Genomic DNA, 16,517 nt, shown 5'->3' on the forward strand with positions numbered 1-16,517 from the left:
GTGGCTTCCGCCGTCGCGGCCAGGTGTTAGACTGCTGGGGTTGAGGAAGCGCAAGCCGCGACGATGGCGATCCTGTCGTCGCGGCTTGCGCTTCGCGTGATTCAGGCGTTCATGCCTGACCTCCGCACGAGCCTGGCTCGCGGGGGAGGGATCGTACAAGGACCCGCCCAATGACCTCTGACTGTACTCCTCGCTTTCTGGCGAGCGACAACACCTCCGGCATCTGCCCGGAAGCACTCGATTATCTGATCCAGGCCAACGCCAGTGACGACCTCGCCTACGGCAACGACGTCTGGACCCACCGCGCCGCCGACCGCTTTCGCGAGCTGTTCGACTACGACTGCGATGTCTTTTTCGTGTTCAACGGCACCGCCGCCAACTCGTTGACGCTGGCCGCCCTCGGCCAGAGCTATCACAGCGTGATCTGTCACGAACTGGCACACATCGAGACCGACGAGTGCGGCGGCCCGGAGTTCTTCTCCAACGGCTCCAAGCTGCTCACCTGTCCCGGCGAAGAGGGCAAGCTCACCCCCGAGGGGATCGAGCGTCTGGTGGTGCGCCGCAGCGATATCCACTACCCCAAGCCGCGGGTGGTCTCGATCACCCAGGCCACCGAGGTGGGCACCGTCTATTCGCGGGAGGAGCTGCTGGCGATCCGCACCATGGCCGACAAGTACGATCTGCGCATGCACATGGATGGCGCACGCTTCGCCAACGCCTGCAGTGCCCTGGACGCCACGCCGGCCGAACTCACCTGGCAGGTCGGGGTCGACGTGCTGTGCTTCTCCGGCACCAAGAACGGTCTGCCGATGGGCGAGGCGATCCTGTTCTTCAACAAGGGCCTGGCCGAGGATTTCGCCTATCGCTGCAAGCAGGCCGGTCAGCTCGCCTCCAAGATGCGCTTCATCGCGGCACCCTGGCTGGGGCTTTTGGAGACCGGCGCCTGGCGGCGCAATGCCGACCACGCCAACGCCATGGCGCGCTATCTCGCCGAAGGGCTGGCGGCGCTACCCGGTGTCCGGCCGATGTTCCCGACCGAGGCCAACAGTGTCTTCGTCAGCCTGCCGGCGCCGGTGATCGAGGCGCTGCGGGTCAAGGGCTGGACCTTCTACACCTTCATCGGCGCCGGCGGGGCGCGTTTCGTCTGCTCGTGGAACACCACCACCGAGCTGCTCGACGACCTGCTCTCCGACGCCCGTGCGGCGATGGATCACGCCGCTCGCTGACCCGTCGCGGGGCTTCCCGCTATCGCCGCAGGCGCTTTCCGGGCCGTCAGAAGCCCCTTCCGGTCGCGCCAGGTGCGTGATTTCTCAGCGCTTTCAAGTGCTTGCCCCGACCTTGGTCGGGGTCTTCATTTTTTCCGCGCAAATTGCCGTGCATCGAACCCTGATCGTGGTAGCGTGTTCTAAAGCGAGCTTGTCGACGCTGCGTCGTTGTGACTCGACTCTTGGGTCTACCCGGCGCTCCGTGCATCTGTCTATGCTGATAGTCAGCTAGCCCGGCTGACAGGGTGAGTGCCCTGAGCGGTTGGGGGTCACGACCAGGAGGCTTCCATGAGTATCTTCGATCACGTCCAGAGTCGTTACGAGCGGGTTCAGAAAGAAGAGATGAGCCTGGAGGAGTATCTCGAACTGTGTCGAAAGGAGCCCAGCGTCTACGCCAGCGCCGCCGAACGTCTGCTCGCTGCCATCGGTGAACCGCAGACCATCGATACGGCCAAGGACCCCCGCCTGTCGCGGATCTTCTCCAACAAGGTGATCCGCCGTTATCCCGCCTTCGCCGAGTTCTACGGCATGGAGGAGGCGATCGAGCAGATCGTCGCTTACTTCCGCCACGCCGCCCAGGGGCTCGAGGAGCGCAAGCAGATCCTCTATCTACTGGGCCCGGTGGGCGGCGGCAAGTCATCGCTGGCCGAGCGCCTGAAGCTGTTGATGGAGCGCGTGCCCTTCTATGCGATCAAGGACTCGCCGGTCTACGAATCCCCCCTGGGGCTGTTCTCGCCGGAGGAGGATGGCGAGCTGCTCTCCCAGGAGTACGGCATTCCGACGCGCCACCTGCACGGGCCGATGTCGCCCTGGGCGGCCAAGCGGCTCAAGGAGTTCGGCGGTGACCTGTCGCAGTTCCGCGTGGTCAAGCTCTACCCGTCGCGGCTCAACCAGATCGCGCTGTCCAAGACCGAGCCCGGCGACGAGAACAATCAGGACATCTCCTCGCTGGTGGGCAAGGTCGATATCCGCCAGCTCGAGCTCTACTCCCAGGACGACCCCGACGCCTACAGCTTCTCCGGCGGCCTGTGCCGGGCCAACCAGGGGTTGATGGAGTTCGTCGAGATGTTCAAGGCGCCGATCAAGGTGCTGCATCCGCTGCTGACCGCGACCCAGGAGGGCAACTACAACCCCACCGAGGGGATGGGCGCGATTCCCTTCGACGGCATCATCATGGCCCACTCCAACGAGAGCGAGTGGCAGCAGTTCCGCAACAACCGCAACAACGAGGCGTTTCTCGACCGCGTCTACATCGTCAAGGTGCCTTACTGCCTGCGGGTCTCCGAAGAGATCAAGATCTACCAGAAGCTGCTCGAGCACTCCTCCCTCGACGCGGCACCCTGCGCCCCCGACACCCTGCGCATGCTGGCCCAGTTCTCGGTGCTCTCGAGGCTCAAGGAGCCGGAGAATTCGAGCATCTACTCCAAGATGCGCATCTACGACGGCGAGAATCTCAAGGATACCGATCCCAAGGCCAAGTCGATCCAGGAGTACCGCGACGCCGCCGGGGTCGACGAGGGCATGACCGGGCTCTCCACCCGCTTCGCCTTCAAGATCCTCTCCAAGGTGTTCAACTTCGACACCCAGGAGATCGCCGCCAACCCGGTGCACCTGCTCTACGTGCTGGAGCAGGCGCTGGAGCGCGAGCAGTTGCCCAAGGAGACCCACGAGCGCTATCTGCGCTTCATCAAGGAGTATCTGGCGCCGCGCTACGTCGACTTCATCGGCAAGGAGATCCAGACCGCCTATCTGGAGTCCTACACCGAGTACGGCCAGAACATCTTCGACCGCTACGTCACCTACGCCGACTTCTGGATTCAGGATCAGGAGTACCGCGATCCGGAGACCGGCGAGCTGTTCGACCGCCAGGCGCTCAACGAGGACCTGGAGAAGATCGAGAAGCCGGCGGGGATCTCCAATCCCAAGGATTTCCGCCACGAGGTGGTCAACTTCGTGCTGCGCGCGCGGGCCCACAACAACGGCATGAACCCCAACTGGCAGTCCTACGAGAAGCTCAAGGGGGTGATCGAGCACAAGATGTTCGCCAACACCGAAGAGCTCTTGCCGGTGATCTCGTTCAACGCCAAGGCGTCGGCCTCCGACCAGCGCAAGCACGAGGACTTCGTCGACCGCATGGTCATGCGCGGCTATACCGAGAAGCAGGTGCGGTTGCTCTCCGAATGGTATCTGCGCGTGCGCAAGTCGCAGTAGGTCGACCGCGGCCAGACGCCGAGGTCAGCGGGCGCGCGGGGCGGGTCGCCGCGCGTCTTACGGGCGGCGGCCAGCCTCCGCGGGCCGCCGCCGCAGCCAGTCTGCGGGAGGTGCCATGAGCTATTTCATCGACCGGCGGCCCAATGCGCGCAACAAGAGCGCGGTCAACCGCCAGCGGTTTCTCAAGCGCTACCGGGCGCATATCAAGCGCGCGGTGGAGGAGTCGGTCAATCGGCGTTCGATCACCGACATGGAGCGCGGCGAGAAGGTCTCGATCCCCTCCCGCGATATTTCCGAGCCTTCTTTCCAGCACGGCCCGGGCGGGCGTCGCACCATCGTCAGCCCTGGCAACAAGCAGTTCGCCGAGGGCGATCGTCTGCGCCGGCCGAGCGGCGGTGCAGGGGGCGGTGGCAGCGGCGAGGGGCAGGCGTCGAACCAGGGCGAGGGGGTCGACGAGTTCGTGTTCACCCTGTCGCGGGAGGAGTTCCTCGACTTCGTCTTCGACGGGCTGGCACTGCCGCATCTCGAGCGCAAGCAGCTGCGCGTGCTCGAGGAGACGCGTCCGGTGCGCGCCGGGATCTCCAAGGAGGGGGTGCCGGCGCGGATCAACATCGTGCGCTCGATGCGTGAGGCCCAGGCCCGGCGCATCGGCATGCGCGCGCCGCTCAAGCGCGCCCTGCGCGAGGCCCAGGAGGCGCTCGCGGCAGAGGAGCGTCAGGACCCGGTGCTACGCAATCCGGCGCGGATCGACGAACTCAAGTCCGAGATCGCGCGGCTCGAGAAGCGCATCGCCGCGATTCCGTTCCTCGATACCTACGATCTGCGCTACAACCACCTCACCCATCAGCCGATGCCGTCCAATCAGGCGGTGATGTTCTGCGTGATGGATGTCTCCGGCTCGATGACCCAGGCGCACAAGGACATCGGCAAGCGCTTCTTCCTGCTGCTCTACCTGTTCCTCGAGCGCAACTACGAGAAGGTCGAGCTGGTCTTCGTGCGCCACCATACCGTGGCCAAGGAGGTCGACGAGGAGGAGTTCTTCTATTCGCGCGAGACCGGCGGCACCATCGTCTCCAGCGCCCTGACCCTGGTCGATCGCATCATCGAGGCGCGCTACTCGCCGGAGCAGTGGAATCTCTATGTCGCCCAGGCCAGCGACGGCGACAACTGGGACGACGACTCCGCGACCTGTCTCAAGCTGCTCGACGAGTCGCTGATGGCCAAGCTGCAGTACTTCACCTACGTCGAGATCACACCCCACGCCCATCAGGCGCTGTGGGACGCTTACGCTACGATCAAGACAGCCTATCCCGAGCGCTTCGCGATGGAGCAGATCGTGCAGGCGGAGGACATCTACCCGGTCTTCCGCGAGCTCTTCCGTCAGCGTGCCGAAAGCTGAGGTCGGTATGGCCACCGAGGAGACACCGATGACGCGACGCAAGCCCATTGCCACCGGTTCGGACTGGAACTTCGAGACGCTCGAGCGCTACGAGCAGGCGATCGCCGAGCTGGCGCGGGAGTACCGGCTCGACACCTACCCCAATCAGATCGAGATCATCACCTCCGAGCAGATGATGGACGCCTACGCCAGCGTGGGCATGCCGGTCGGCTATCACCACTGGTCGTTCGGCAAGCAGTTTCTGTCGGTGGAGCAGGCCTATCGGCGCGGTCAGATGGGACTCGCCTACGAGCTGGTGATCAACTCCGACCCCTGCATCGCCTACCTGATGGAGGAGAACTCGCTGATGATGCAGGTGTTGGTGATCGCCCACGCCTGCTATGGCCACAACTCCTTCTTCAAGGGCAACTACCTGTTCCAGACCTGGACCGACGCCTCGGCGATCGTCGATTACCTGGTGTTCGCGCGCAAATACGTGGCCCAGTGCGAGGAGCGCCACGGGGTGGAGGCGGTGGAGCAGCTGCTCGATGCCTGCCACGCACTGCAGAACTACGGTGTCGACCGCTACAAGCGGCCATCGCCGATCTCCGCCGAGGCCGAGGCGCGACGCCAGGAGGAGCGCGAGGCCTACCTCCAGACCCAGGTCAATACCTTGTGGAGCACCATTCCCGAGCGCGCCGCGCCGCTCGCCGACAGTCTGTTGCTGGATAGCGAGAACGACCCCCTCGGCCTGCATCGCCATGGCCGCTACCCCAGCGAGCCGCAGGAGAACCTGCTCTACTTCCTGGAAAAGAATGCCCCGCTGCTCGAGCCGTGGCAGCGCGAGATCGTGCGCATCGTGCGCAAGCTCGCCCAGTACTTCTATCCCCAGCGCCAGACCCAGGTGATGAACGAGGGCTGGGCCACCTTCTGGCACTACACGCTGATGAACCGGCTCTACGATGACGGCCTGATCGACGAGGGGATCATGCTCGAGTTCCTGCAGTCGCACACCTCGGTGGTCAGCCAGCCGGACTACGACAGCCCCTATTTCGGTGGCATCAATCCTTACGCGCTGGGGTTCGCCATGTTCAGCGATATCCAGCGTATCTGTCAGGCGCCGACCGATGAGGATCGCGAGTGGTTCCCCGAGATCGCCGGCAGCGATTGGCTCGACACGCTGCACTTCGCCATGCACAACTTCAAGGATGAGTCGTTCATCCAGCAGTTCCTGTCGCCCAAGGTGATCCGCGATCTCAAGCTGTTCAGCCTGGTCGACGATGACCGTGATGACAGCCTGCAGATCGAGGCGATCCACGATGATCGGGGCTATCGCCGTATCCGCGAAGCGCTCAGCGTGCAGTACGCGCTCTCGGCACGGGAGCCCAATATCCAGGTGTGGGAGGCGGATATCCGCGGTGACCGCTCACTGACCCTGCGCCACGTGCAGGACCGGCGCCGGCCGCTGGGGCAGAGCCTGTTCCCGGTGCTGCGCCACCTGCATCAGCTGTGGGGCTTCCCGGTCAAGCTGGAGTCGATCGAGAACGGTGATACGGTGCGCCGCTACCAGTGGCCGATCCCCGAGGCGGGGCGCGAGTCGGCGTGAAGCCCACCGGTGTGCGTGCCTTGGCACGTCTGTCACAACCGATAAACGAAGTGGGCTTATCCGGCGGCAGGGCGTCGCGAGGGCGCTGTAAACCCCTCCCTGGGCGCTACCTTTGCCATCCATGGCAAAGGACCCTCGCTTTGCTCTGCCCCCCGCGCCCACCATCAGCGGGTATGGAAATAAGCGCTTGGGGTTATTCCGAGGTCCAGCTCATACACCAGCCGTCGGGAGAGACGCGGTGCTCGGGAAACAGCGAGCAGCGCTGGCCGGCGCTGAAGAAATCACAGTTGGCGCAGCGCCGTCCGGCGCGGTAGGCGGGGTCGTCCTGGGCGGCGCTGGCCTGCTCGACGTAGCGCATCGCCCGCGCCTGCCTGGCGGCGGGGTCGAGCATCGGAGCGGATTGGGCCCAGGCGCGCCAGCCGGGCGCCAGCAGCAGGCCGGCGGAGAGCGCGGCGCCACGGCACAGGAAACGGCGGCGATCGATGGACATGCTAAGGCTCCTCGGTGTGGGCGATGGGCAGGGGCGGTGCGGCGTGCCGCCGCGAGGCCTCGGGCGTGGCCTGAGTATGGCGGCCCACAGTGGTGGCGCTCAAGCGCAGGCGCCGTCCGAGAGCTGATATACTCGCGTCCGAGCCTTCATTCTTGATTGTCGTGGTCCCGCCCGGGGCCACCCGCCGGTGGGAGAGAGAGATGCAGAACGCGGTCATTCTGATCAACGTCGAAAAGGGCCGGATTCGCGGTGTCGCCGAACGTCTCGCCGATCTCGAAGGGATCAGCGAAGTCTACTCGACCTGCGGCCGCTACGATCTCATCGCCATCGCGCGCACGCCGGATTTCGAGTCCCTCGCGACCCTGGTCACCGAGCGTCTGATGAGCGTCGACGGCATCCGTGAGACCGAAACGCTCAACGCCATGCAGGTGCACTCGCGCCACGACCTCGACGCCATGTTCTCGGTCGGCCTCTGAGCGCGGGGTGGGGCGCCGTCGATCCGCCGGAGCGCTGACGCGGCTCTGGCGCACCTCCAAGATCTCGATCGTCTTCGTCGTCGTTATCGGCGGGCTCTGGTACTACCACGAAAGCGGGGTACGCGATCAGCTCAGCTGGATGGGCGTGCCCGAGTGGCAGTGGACCGATTGGCGCAGCTGGAACCGGGTGCTGCGCAATGACGGCTTCCTGCTCGGCTGGTCCGATCTGCGTGCCGGCCCGCTGTGGGTGGGTTATTCGCTGACACGGGTGGATGACCCGCACAGCCTGCCGCGGCCCGACCATTTCTCGCCCGACTGGCGCAGCCTGTGGCCGATCACCAGCAGCGACTACACCCGCAGCGGCTATGACCGCGGCCATATGGCACCCAACTACGCCATGGCGGTCACCCATGGGCGGAGCGCCCAGCTCGACAGCTTTCTGATGACCAACATCACACCGCAGCGACCGAAGCTCAATCGGCAGCTGTGGCAGCGCCTGGAAGAGGCGGTGATGGACGATTTCGTGCCCCGCTTCGGCAGCGTCTGGGTGCTGACCGGGCCGGTCTATGACGACCAGTGGCTGCATCGGGTCGGCTTCTCGCAGATCCCGCAGGCGTTCTACAAGATCATCGTGGTGCCGGGGAACACGCCGCGGGCGATCGCCTTCCTGATGCCTCAGTCGGTCAGCGGCAAGGAGCCGCTGGACCGTTTCCTGGTGACCATCGACGAGATCGAGGCGCGTACCGGTCTCGACTTCTTCCCGCAGTTGAGCGAGCAGGTCCAGCAGCGCCTCGAAGGGCATGTCGATACCACCGGCTGGGGCCTCGAGGCGGTCTCCCGGCGCCCCGGCCGCTATCACTGAGCGGGGCGCTTCGGTGCCCGGCCCGCGTGGCCGACCCACCGCTGCCAACCGAACCGGTCAACTCCGCTGTTAGCGTGTGATGCCGCTCCCTCGGGTCACGCCAGTCGCTGGCGCAGAAACGCCGCGGCCTGGTCGAGGACGCTGACGGCGGCGGAGACGGCGCCGGCCATCTCGATGAAGCCGTGGATCATGCGCGGCACCTCCACATAGCTCACCGCCACGCCGGCTGCCTGCAGCTTGTCGCGATAAAGCCGCCCTTCATCGAGCAGGGCGTCGAATTCGGCGGTCACGATCAGTGCCGGTGGCAGCGCCTGCAGATCGCTTGCCAGCAGCGGCGAGACGCGCAGGTCGCGGGTGTCGAAGCCGCCGATGAAGGGCTCGGCCATGGCGCGCATCAACTCGGTGGTGAGCGGTGGCACCTGGCCGTTGCGCTGGCGTGACGGCAGCGCATCCGACTCGGGAGTGAGGTCGAGACCTGGGTAGAACAGCACCTGGGCGCGCAGCGCCACCGCGCTGTCACGCAGCTGCTGGCAGGCCATGGCGGCGAGGCCGCCGCCGGCGCTGTCGCCGGCCACCGCCAGGCGCGAGGCATCCAGGCCCAGTGATTCGGCGTTGGCGGCGATCCAGCGAATCGCGGCGAGCACGTCCTCGGGGCCATCCGGCGCCGGGTGCTCCGGGGCCAGGCGGTAGTCCACCGCGATCAGGGCCTCGCCGGAGGCGTGGGCGAGGCGCCGGCAGATCTTGTCGTGGCTGTCGAGATCGCCAATGATCCAGCCGCCGCCGTGGAGATAGATCGTCGCGGCTGTCGGCGCCGCGTCCGCCGGGCGCGGGCGGTAGAGCCGCAGCGGGATCGGGCCCAGCGGCCCCTCGGCGGAGAGATCGCGGACCTCGTGCATGGGCTTTGCCTCACCGCCTAGGTGATCGCCCAGCGTGCGGTAGACCTCGCGCATCTGGGTGATCGGCAGGGTCTCCAGCGGTGGCAGCGACTGCGCCGCCATCTCGCCCAGGACTGTCTGGACCTCGGAATCGAGACGGGAAAGATCGAACGGTGCCGGCATGGCGTTCTCCTCGGCAGATGAGTGGGGCGGCCACGCCCACCGGCGTGGCCGCTAGGTTTCGTACGCAGCCTGGTCAAGCGATCAGTATCAGGGCGTCCAGGGCGAGCACCCCTTGGCCCTCGGGGTAGACCATGACCGGGTTGAGGTCGATCTCGACCAGCCGCGGCTCGGCCTGCATCAGTGCGCCCAGCGCGGCCACCAGCTCGGCCAGGGCATTCACGTCGCAGGCCGGCCTGCCGCGGTGGCCATGGAGCAGCGCCGCGCCCTGCAGCTTATCCAGCTCGCGTCGCACCGCCATCGGCGTCAGATCCGCCGGCAGCAGGCGCACGTCGCGCAGCACCTCGGCAGTGACGCCGCCGAAACCGACCAGCACCACCGGCCCCCACTGAGGGTCGTGGCGGGCGCCGACGATCATCTCGCAGCCGGCGGCGCCCATGCGCTCGACCAGTATGCCATCCAGCGGTGTGTCCGGTGCCAGGCGCGCCAGGTCCTGATGCAGCCGCTCCCACGCCTGGGCCAGTTCCGTCTCGCCTTCGACCCCGAGTACGACCCCGCCGACATCGCTCTTGTGGCTCAGCGCCGCTGCCTGGGCCTTGAGGGCTACCGCGCCACCCAGGCGGGCGGCGATACGCTGGGCCTCGGTCAGCGAGGTGGCCAGCTCGCCCGCGCCGAAGGGTACGCCGAGCGGCGCCAGCAGCTGTTTGGCGCGATACTCGGGGATCACGCCGCCCTGCTCGGGCAGCGCCAGGCCGTGTGCCGCCGGCGGCACGCGCCCGCTGTCGCGTGTGGCCAGCGGATGCAGCCGGGCGATGGCGCGCAGCGCGCGCTCGTGGCTGGGGAAGTAGGGCACGCCCAGGGCGCGCAGCTCGCTGACATAGTCCGCGGGGATTTCGGCGCCCTCGTCGAGGCCGGCGCAGATCAGCGGCAGTGCCGGGCGCCGTTCGCGCACCGCCTGCAGCACCGGTGGCAGCTTGATCCGGCAGGTGACCGGGTCGGTCTGGATCAGGCCGACCAGCACCGTACCGAAACGGGTGTCCTCGAACAGGGCTTCCAGCGTACGCCGGTAGAGCTGCGGGTCGACCAGACCCTGGGCGGTGAGGTCGAGCGGGTTGCTCACCTCGACGAACGGCGGTAGTGCCTCGCGCAGCGCCGGCGAGTCGGCACTGCCGATCGTCGGCAGGGGCAGCTCGAGCGCCTCGCACAGATCGAGGCAGAGCGCCTTGAACGCGCCGGACTCACCGACGATGGCGGTACCGGCCGAGGGGAGCGCCGGGCAGCGCAGGGCGATCTCGGCGATGTCGCCGAGCTCCTCCAGGGTCTCGGCCAGTACCACCCCGGCGCGCTCGACCAGGGTGCGCATCACCGCATGGTCCCCGGCCAGGGCGCCGGTGTGGGTGGCGGCGGCGGCGCGGGCCGCGCTGCTCCTGCCCGGATGCAGCAGAATCAGCCGCTTGCCCTGGGCTTCGGCTCGCCGTGCCAGCGCCAGCAGGCGCTGCGGCTGGCGGAACTGCTCGGCGATCATCGCGATCACCGCGGTATCCGGATCGTCGAGCAGATAGTCGAGATAATCCTCCAGGTGGCTGGCCGCCTCGTTGCCGGTGGAGATGGCGCAGGCGAGCGGTAGCCCGCGGCTCGCCAGGGTGGTGTTGAGCACCGTCATCATGGCGCCGCTCTGGGAGAGAATGCCGATCGCCGGCTGGCTGCGGTGACGCTCGGCCTCGTCCTCGCTGATCGCCACTTCGATGAAGGTCAGCGGCAGGCGCTGGCGGTAGTCGATGCCTCCCAGGCAGTTGGGGCCCTGCACCAGCATGCCGGCGTCGGCGGCGATGCGCGCGATCTCGCGCTGCTGCGCCAGTCCCGCCTCGCCGGCCTCGGCGAAGCCGGCGGAGAAGATCACCACCGCGCCGACCCGGCGGGCGGCGAGTTCGCGTACCGCTTCCACCACCCCCGCCTGGGGGATTGCCAGCAGTGCCACATCGACCCCCTCGGGCAGCGCGGCGATGCTCTCCAGGCACGGGCGGCCGGCGATCTCCGCACGTTTGGGGTTGATCAGGTGAATCTCGCCGGCATAGCCGTTGCGGGTCAGGTTACCGAGCACCGCGGCACCGAGTGCGCCCGGGGTGGCCGAGGCGCCGACGATGGCGATCGCTCGCGGCGTCAGCAGACGCCGCACCGCGCCCTCTGGCAGGCGCCGGGACGCCTGCTGCGATGAGTCCGACATGATGCTGCCTCCTCTCGGTTGGGCTCAGGCGTCGCGGGAGTGCGCGCGGTCGTAGGCGCCCAGACCGGGCTTGTAGCGCTTCTCGTCGAGGAACTGGCGCAGCCCTTCGTGGCGTCCGCTGTCGTCACGGCTGTTGGCGGCCTCCTGGGCGCGTACCAGGTAGTCCTCGGCATTGTCGTAGGTCATCTCGCGGACCCGGCGCAGGGCATCCTTGGTCGCCTTGAGGGCGATCGGGTTCTTCTCGAGCAGCAGTGCCGCGACCTCGGCGACCCGCGCCTGCAGCTGTGCCAGCGGCAGCGCCTCGTTGACCAGCCCCCACTCGGCGGCGGTGGCGCCATCGATCGGCTCACCGGTCATGGCGTGGTACATCGCGCGGCGGAACGAGAGCAGCTCCACCGCCACCTTGGAGGCGCCACCACCCGGCAGGATGCCCCAGTTGATCTCGGAGAGGCCGAACTTGGCCTCCTCGGCGGCGAACGCCAGATCGCAGGCGAACAGCGGGCCGTAGCCGCCACCGAAGCACCAGCCGTTGACCATGGCGATGGTCGGCTTCTCGTACCAGCGCAGGCGGCGCCACCAGCCGTAGCTCTCGCGCTGGGCCTGGCGGGTGCCGGCGAGGCCGTGGGCCTCGGTATCGCGGAAGTACTGCTGCAGGTCCATGCCGGCGGTCCAGGCGCTGCCTTCGCCGCTGAGCACCAGCACGCCGACCTCCGGGTGGAACTCGAGGGCGTCGAGAACCTCCAGCATGCGACGGTTGAGGGCCGGGCTCATGGCGTTGCGCTTCTCCGGGCGGTTGAACTTCACCCAGGCGACGCCGGAGTCGATGGTGTAGGTGACGGTCTCTTCTTCGATATGTGACGTTGACATGGCAAAACCTCGCGAGTCGGGGGCAGTGAGCTGCGGCGTGGCGCCAAAAGGGCGCGACGGGGGCAGCGGAAAGGTGACGGATACGGCGCGACCCGCGGCGCCGATGCGGCGCCGCGGGCAGCGTTCAGAATGGGTAGCTCGGTGGCGTCTCCTTGAGCGTGACCCACTGCCAGTGGGTGTACTGCTCCCAGTCGGCTGGGCCGCCGACGCTGGTGCCGTTGCCCGAGCTGCCGGTGCCGCCGAAGGGGTTGACCACCTCGTCGGCGACGGTCTGGTCGTTGATGTGTAGAAGCCCGGTGTGGAGCTTGTCGCCCAGCGCCATGGCGCGTCCCACCGAGGCCGAGAGAATCCCCGCGGAGAGGCCGTAGTCGGTTGAGTTGGCCAGCGCCGCGGCCTCGTCGTCGTCGTCGAAGACGATCACGTTGGCCACTGGGCCGAAGATCTCCTCGTCGAAGGCACGCATGCCCGGGCGCACGTTGGAGAGCACGGTGGCGGCGTAGAACAGCCCCTCGTGGGTGCCGCCGGCTTCGAGCACTGCACCGGCGGCGACGCTGTCATCGACGATCGCCTTGACGTGATCGAGCTGGCGCCGGTCGATGATCGGCCCCAGCGCCACCGTGTCCTTGGCCGGGTCGCCCACCGGCAGCTGGCGTGCCTTCTCGGCCAGACGCTCGGTCAGCGCCGCGGCCAGGCGGCGCTGGACCAGCACACGGCCGGTGGCCATGCAGATCTGGCCCTGGTGGAAGTAGGCACCGAAGGCGATCGCCGATACCGCCTGGTCGAGGTCGGCGTCGTCGAGCACGATCAGCGAGTTCTTGCCGCCCAGCTCCAGCGACACCTTCTTGAGATGGCGCCCCGCCAGCTCGCCGATCCGACGCCCGGCGGCGGTGGAGCCGGTGAAGGCGATCATCGGCACGCCAGGCGCCTCGACCAGCGCCTGGCCGGCCTCGGCATCCCCTGGCAGCACGTGCAGCAGCCCTTTGGGCAGGCCGGCGGCGCTGAGGACCTCGGCGATTGCCAAGCCGCCGGCGTAAGGGGTGCGCGGATCGGGCTTGATCACCACGGCGTTGCCCACGGCCAGCGCCGGCGCCACCGAGCGCAGCGACAGCACCAGCGGGAAGTTGAACGGTGAGATCACGCCGACCACACCGAGCGGCAGGCGGCGTGCAAGGCTCAGTCGTCCGGGGGGACTCGGCAGGACCTGACCGGTGGCCTGCAGCGGCATGGCGGCGGCGCGCTGCAGCAGTACGATCGCCTCGCGCACCTCGTGCTCGCCCTTGGGCAGGATCGCCCCCGTCTCGCGGGCGATCAGGCTCGCCACCGCGGGCGCCTGCGCTTCGAGCAGCGCGGCGGCGCGATGGAATACCGCGGCGCGTTCGCGGGGCGGGGTCGCAGCCCAGGCGCGCTGGGCTTCCCGGGCCTGGGTCACGGCGCGCGTGACGGCGGCGGCATCGGCCTTGCCCACGGTATGCAGCGGCGTGCCGGCGGCGGGCTCGATCACCGTCAGGGTGGCGTCGGCCTCGATCCAGTCACCGTCGAACAGCTTGGCGTGCCAGCGCGCGGGGTCGGGGAGTCGGATGGGGGTATCGCTCATGGCGCATCTCCACAGGGGTGAGGGGTCACAGGGCGGTGGCTGCCAGGCCGCCGTCGATGGGTAGATTAACGCCGTTGATCCAGCGCGCAGCGTCGGAGAGCAGGAACACGATCCCCTCGGCCACCTCGTCGGCAAACGCCGGGCGCTTCATCTTGGCCGCATCCGCGGCCACCCGATCGGGGCCCAGCATGGTGACGAAGTCGTCCAGGATGGGGGTGAACACCGGTCCGGGGGCGACGCAGTTGACGCGCACGTCGTGGCTCGCGAACCAGGGCCGCGAGCAGCGTGCGCTCCAGACGATCAGCGCCTCCTTGAAGTACTGATAGCAGCTCTCGGCCGGCACCGGATTGGCCGTCAGCCACTGCTCGCCGGCGGCGAAGTCGGGGGTGTCGGCGAGGGCGCGATGGGCTGCCAGACGTTCGGCCCAGGCGGCGCCGAGGATCGAGGCGACATTGACCACGCTGCCGCCGGTGAGCCGCGGCAGCAGCGCCTGGCTCAGATGGCGCAGACCCAGATAGTTGACCCTTGCCACCAGCGCCGGATCGGCGGTGCCGGGTACTCCGGCGATATTGGCCAGCCCGTCGAGGCGTGCGGGAAGAGCCGCGATCAGGGCGTCGATCGCCTGCGGATCGCTCAGATCGGCCTGGTGAAAGGCGTCCAGGGTCATGTCGACCGGATGGCGGTCGACCCCGATCACCCGGGCGCCGTGAAAGCGCGCCAGACGCGCCACTTCGTTGCCGATACCCGAGGCGACACCGGTGACCACCAGGGTTTTGCCGTAGAGTTGCATGTCTAGACTCCTCTGCGCGATGGCATGATCGCGCCTTAGAAACTGTGGACGAACTGCAGGTTGAGGCTGTTGCCGGCGGCGGCGTTCTCGACCTTCAGCGGAAAGTAGAGATTGACGTTGAGCAGGTTGTTGGCGTCGAAGCGATAGGAACCGCCCGGCCCCAGATAGAGCAGGGTCTGGCGTGAATCGGCCACGCGCTCGCCATTGGTGCGGTTGTCGCTCAACTGGCGCAGGTAGAAGCCGTTGATGCCCAGGCGCAGCGCATCGTTGACGGCGTAGGAGCTGGCGAGGTTGATCCAGGCGGCATCCCCGGCCTGGCCGTTGTGGAACGCAAAGCCGGGGATGGTGGGCGGGGCGCCGGCGCGGTCGGTCTCGAAGTTGTAGAGGTAGTTGAGGCGGGCGCTGATCTCCCACGCCGGGGTGGGCAGCACGGTCATGGCCCAGTTGGGCAGCAGCGACCAGTAGCCATCGCCGGGGTTGAGGGCGCGGTCGCGATCGAACTTGCCCACCGGCGCGATCACGTCGAACTCGAAGCGCTGGGAGAACACCGGGCGCCCCTGGCGCAGGATCGGGGCCATCTGCAGATAGGGGCCGAAGGTGATGTCACCCAGCCCGAAGCCGTTGTCGCGCAGGGTGACTGGGCTGTCGTCGGCGAAGGAGGCGTGCAGATTGACCAGCGGCACCAGGGCGGTGAAGCCGAGCCAGCCACCCCACAGACGATAGGGCGAGGTGTAGGCGAACTGGGTGATCAGTGCGGTGGTGTCGATCTGCGGATCACGAAAGGCGGGGGAGTCGTCGCCGTTGGCGTCCTTGATCGCGTCGAGGTGCGAAAGGCGCGCGTACTGAATGTAGGTCCAGCCCTCTCCGAGGCGGCCGAAGCCATCCATGAAGCTGGTGCCGCCGGTGTTCAGGCCGGAGCGCAGCTGCACCGTCTGCGGCATCGACTGGGCGTCGGCCTGGGGGGCGAGCAGCAGCCCCGCGGCGAGGGTCAGGGCCAGGCTCAGCAGTGCCCGGGTGGCACGGCTCAGGCCAGATGTTCGAGCCGCGCCAGTGCGGCCAGCAGTGCCTCGCCGTGGGTCGGTCCGAGCTGCTCCAGCAGCCGCGCTTCCATCTCGCGTACCGCTAGCTCGGTCTCGTCGAGCAGCTCCTTGCCCGCGGCGGTCAGATGCAGGTGCTGCATGCGCCGATCCTGCTGGCCGCGAACCTGGCGCAGCAGCCCGCGCTTCATCAGTCGCGCCACCACGATGGCCAGGTTGGGCGGTGAGACGTCCAGTATCTCGGCCAGCTGGCGTTGATTGACGCCCGGGTTGGCATCCACCAGTACCAGCAGCGAATAGTCCACCGGCTTGAGCTCGAAGCGAGCCATGCACTCCAGGAACAGGCGGCGTATGCGCAGCTCGGTGCGGGTGATGCGGAACCCGAGTAGACGCGTCAGGCGCGACTGGTCGAGCGTGTCGGGGGAAGCTGGGGCATCTGAAGTCATGCGCGCGGGATCGGGCCTGGCGTAGAGAGAGCGAGACAGTACCGGACCCCGGCCGAGTGCCCCGCCCGGAGCGCGGGAGTGGGGCGCGACACGGCGTAGAGCCCGAAGCGTTCTCCCCATGATAGCGGCTGGTGGATCGATAGGAGCGCAGAACAGCAGTTTTTTGCCTTGTTGTTTTTGGCATGGTTGTTCTCCGGCAAGGGCGCGGATGGAGGA

Annotated in this window: 14 protein-coding genes; 6 read left to right on the top strand and 8 right to left on the bottom strand. The window is 67.5% G+C overall.

Annotation, left to right across the window (positions count from 1 at the left end; all coding sequences use genetic code 11):
- Window positions 1-170 precede the first annotated feature (170 nt).
- From DOM66_RS12545 to DOM66_RS12560, 4 genes are all read left to right on the top strand, one after another.
- The gene (locus DOM66_RS12545) at window positions 171-1,226 is read left to right on the top strand and encodes a threonine aldolase family protein (RefSeq protein WP_110690364.1); all 1,056 of its coding nucleotides are present in this window, start codon (window positions 171-173) and stop codon (window positions 1,224-1,226) included.
- Window positions 1,227-1,553: 327 nt separating this feature from the next.
- The gene (locus tag DOM66_RS12550; RefSeq protein WP_110674722.1) at window positions 1,554-3,476 is read left to right on the top strand and encodes a PrkA family serine protein kinase; all 1,923 of its coding nucleotides are present in this window, start codon (window positions 1,554-1,556) and stop codon (window positions 3,474-3,476) included.
- A 115-nt stretch (window positions 3,477-3,591) separates the two neighbouring features.
- Window positions 3,592-4,875: a YeaH/YhbH family protein gene (locus tag DOM66_RS12555; protein ID WP_110674721.1), complete on the top strand. Its 1,284-nt coding sequence runs from the start codon at window positions 3,592-3,594 to the stop codon at window positions 4,873-4,875.
- Between the two features lie 28 nt (window positions 4,876-4,903).
- Entirely contained in the window at window positions 4,904-6,460 is a 1,557-nt protein-coding gene (locus tag DOM66_RS12560; RefSeq protein WP_110674720.1) for a SpoVR family protein, read from the top strand.
- A gap of 193 nt (window positions 6,461-6,653) precedes the next feature.
- On the opposite strand, the gene DOM66_RS12565 is transcribed toward DOM66_RS12560, so the two are convergent.
- Entirely contained in the window at window positions 6,654-6,950 is a 297-nt protein-coding gene (locus DOM66_RS12565; RefSeq protein ID WP_110690366.1) for a high-potential iron-sulfur protein, read from the bottom strand.
- A gap of 200 nt (window positions 6,951-7,150) precedes the next feature.
- On the opposite strand from DOM66_RS12565, the gene DOM66_RS12570 reads away from it, so the two are divergent.
- Together DOM66_RS12570 and DOM66_RS12575 are read left to right on the top strand one after the other, a co-directional pair.
- The gene (locus DOM66_RS12570; RefSeq protein ID WP_110674718.1) at window positions 7,151-7,426 is read left to right on the top strand and encodes an Lrp/AsnC family transcriptional regulator; all 276 of its coding nucleotides are present in this window, start codon (window positions 7,151-7,153) and stop codon (window positions 7,424-7,426) included.
- Window positions 7,427-7,433: 7 nt separating this feature from the next.
- Window positions 7,434-8,288, top strand: a complete 855-nt coding sequence (locus DOM66_RS12575; RefSeq protein ID WP_232825150.1) for a DNA/RNA non-specific endonuclease — start codon at window positions 7,434-7,436, stop codon at window positions 8,286-8,288.
- Between the two features lie 95 nt (window positions 8,289-8,383).
- Here DOM66_RS12575 and DOM66_RS12580 read toward each other — a convergent pair whose 3' ends face one another.
- The 7 genes from DOM66_RS12580 to DOM66_RS12610 all read right to left on the bottom strand — a co-directional run bounded on the left by DOM66_RS12580 (window position 8,384) and on the right by DOM66_RS12610 (window position 16,301).
- A complete protein-coding gene (locus tag DOM66_RS12580) occupies window positions 8,384-9,346 on the bottom strand; it encodes an alpha/beta hydrolase (protein WP_110690367.1) in 963 nt (320 codons plus the stop codon).
- A 73-nt stretch (window positions 9,347-9,419) separates the two neighbouring features.
- Window positions 9,420-11,567: an acetate--CoA ligase family protein gene (locus tag DOM66_RS12585; RefSeq protein ID WP_110690369.1), complete on the bottom strand. Its 2,148-nt coding sequence runs from the start codon at window positions 11,565-11,567 to the stop codon at window positions 9,420-9,422.
- 24 nt (window positions 11,568-11,591) lie between these two features.
- Entirely contained in the window at window positions 11,592-12,434 is an 843-nt protein-coding gene (locus DOM66_RS12590; RefSeq protein WP_110674715.1) for a p-hydroxycinnamoyl CoA hydratase/lyase, read from the bottom strand.
- Between the two features lie 124 nt (window positions 12,435-12,558).
- Window positions 12,559-14,028 carry a benzaldehyde dehydrogenase gene (locus DOM66_RS12595; protein WP_110690371.1) on the bottom strand — a complete coding sequence of 490 codons (1,470 nt, stop codon included), beginning with the start codon at window positions 14,026-14,028 and terminating at the stop codon, window positions 12,559-12,561.
- A 25-nt stretch (window positions 14,029-14,053) separates the two neighbouring features.
- Window positions 14,054-14,818: a coniferyl-alcohol dehydrogenase gene (locus DOM66_RS12600; protein ID WP_110690373.1), complete on the bottom strand. Its 765-nt coding sequence runs from the start codon at window positions 14,816-14,818 to the stop codon at window positions 14,054-14,056.
- A gap of 35 nt (window positions 14,819-14,853) precedes the next feature.
- A complete protein-coding gene (locus DOM66_RS12605; RefSeq protein WP_110690375.1) occupies window positions 14,854-15,759 on the bottom strand; it encodes a SphA family protein in 906 nt (301 codons plus the stop codon).
- Window positions 15,760-15,842: 83 nt separating this feature from the next.
- Window positions 15,843-16,301: a MarR family winged helix-turn-helix transcriptional regulator gene (locus DOM66_RS12610; RefSeq protein ID WP_110674711.1), complete on the bottom strand. Its 459-nt coding sequence runs from the start codon at window positions 16,299-16,301 to the stop codon at window positions 15,843-15,845.
- Window positions 16,302-16,517: the final 216 nt, after the last annotated feature.

The organism is Salinicola endophyticus (genome assembly GCF_003206575.1).
Lineage (GTDB): Bacteria > Pseudomonadota > Gammaproteobacteria > Pseudomonadales > Halomonadaceae > Salinicola > Salinicola endophyticus.

Excerpts from the sequence above, each read along its gene's own strand:
- DOM66_RS12545 (WP_110690364.1), top strand. The coding sequence starts at position 171 with ATGACCTCTGACTGTACTCCTCGCTTTCTGGCGAGCGACAACACCTCC.
- DOM66_RS12550 (WP_110674722.1), top strand. The coding sequence starts at position 1,554 with ATGAGTATCTTCGATCACGTCCAGAGTCGTTACGAGCGGGTTCAGAAA.
- DOM66_RS12555 (WP_110674721.1), top strand. The coding sequence starts at position 3,592 with ATGAGCTATTTCATCGACCGGCGGCCCAATGCGCGCAACAAGAGCGCG.
- DOM66_RS12560 (WP_110674720.1), top strand. The coding sequence starts at position 4,904 with ATGACGCGACGCAAGCCCATTGCCACCGGTTCGGACTGGAACTTCGAG.
- DOM66_RS12565 (WP_110690366.1), bottom strand. The coding sequence starts at position 6,950 with ATGTCCATCGATCGCCGCCGTTTCCTGTGCCGTGGCGCCGCGCTCTCC.
- DOM66_RS12570 (WP_110674718.1), top strand. The coding sequence starts at position 7,151 with ATGCAGAACGCGGTCATTCTGATCAACGTCGAAAAGGGCCGGATTCGC.
- DOM66_RS12580 (WP_110690367.1), bottom strand. The coding sequence starts at position 9,346 with ATGCCGGCACCGTTCGATCTTTCCCGTCTCGATTCCGAGGTCCAGACA.
- DOM66_RS12585 (WP_110690369.1), bottom strand. The coding sequence starts at position 11,567 with ATGTCGGACTCATCGCAGCAGGCGTCCCGGCGCCTGCCAGAGGGCGCG.
- DOM66_RS12590 (WP_110674715.1), bottom strand. The coding sequence starts at position 12,434 with ATGTCAACGTCACATATCGAAGAAGAGACCGTCACCTACACCATCGAC.
- DOM66_RS12595 (WP_110690371.1), bottom strand. The coding sequence starts at position 14,028 with ATGAGCGATACCCCCATCCGACTCCCCGACCCCGCGCGCTGGCACGCC.
- DOM66_RS12600 (WP_110690373.1), bottom strand. The coding sequence starts at position 14,818 with ATGCAACTCTACGGCAAAACCCTGGTGGTCACCGGTGTCGCCTCGGGT.
- DOM66_RS12605 (WP_110690375.1), bottom strand. The coding sequence starts at position 15,759 with ATGCCGCAGACGGTGCAGCTGCGCTCCGGCCTGAACACCGGCGGCACC.
- DOM66_RS12610 (WP_110674711.1), bottom strand. The coding sequence starts at position 16,301 with ATGACTTCAGATGCCCCAGCTTCCCCCGACACGCTCGACCAGTCGCGC.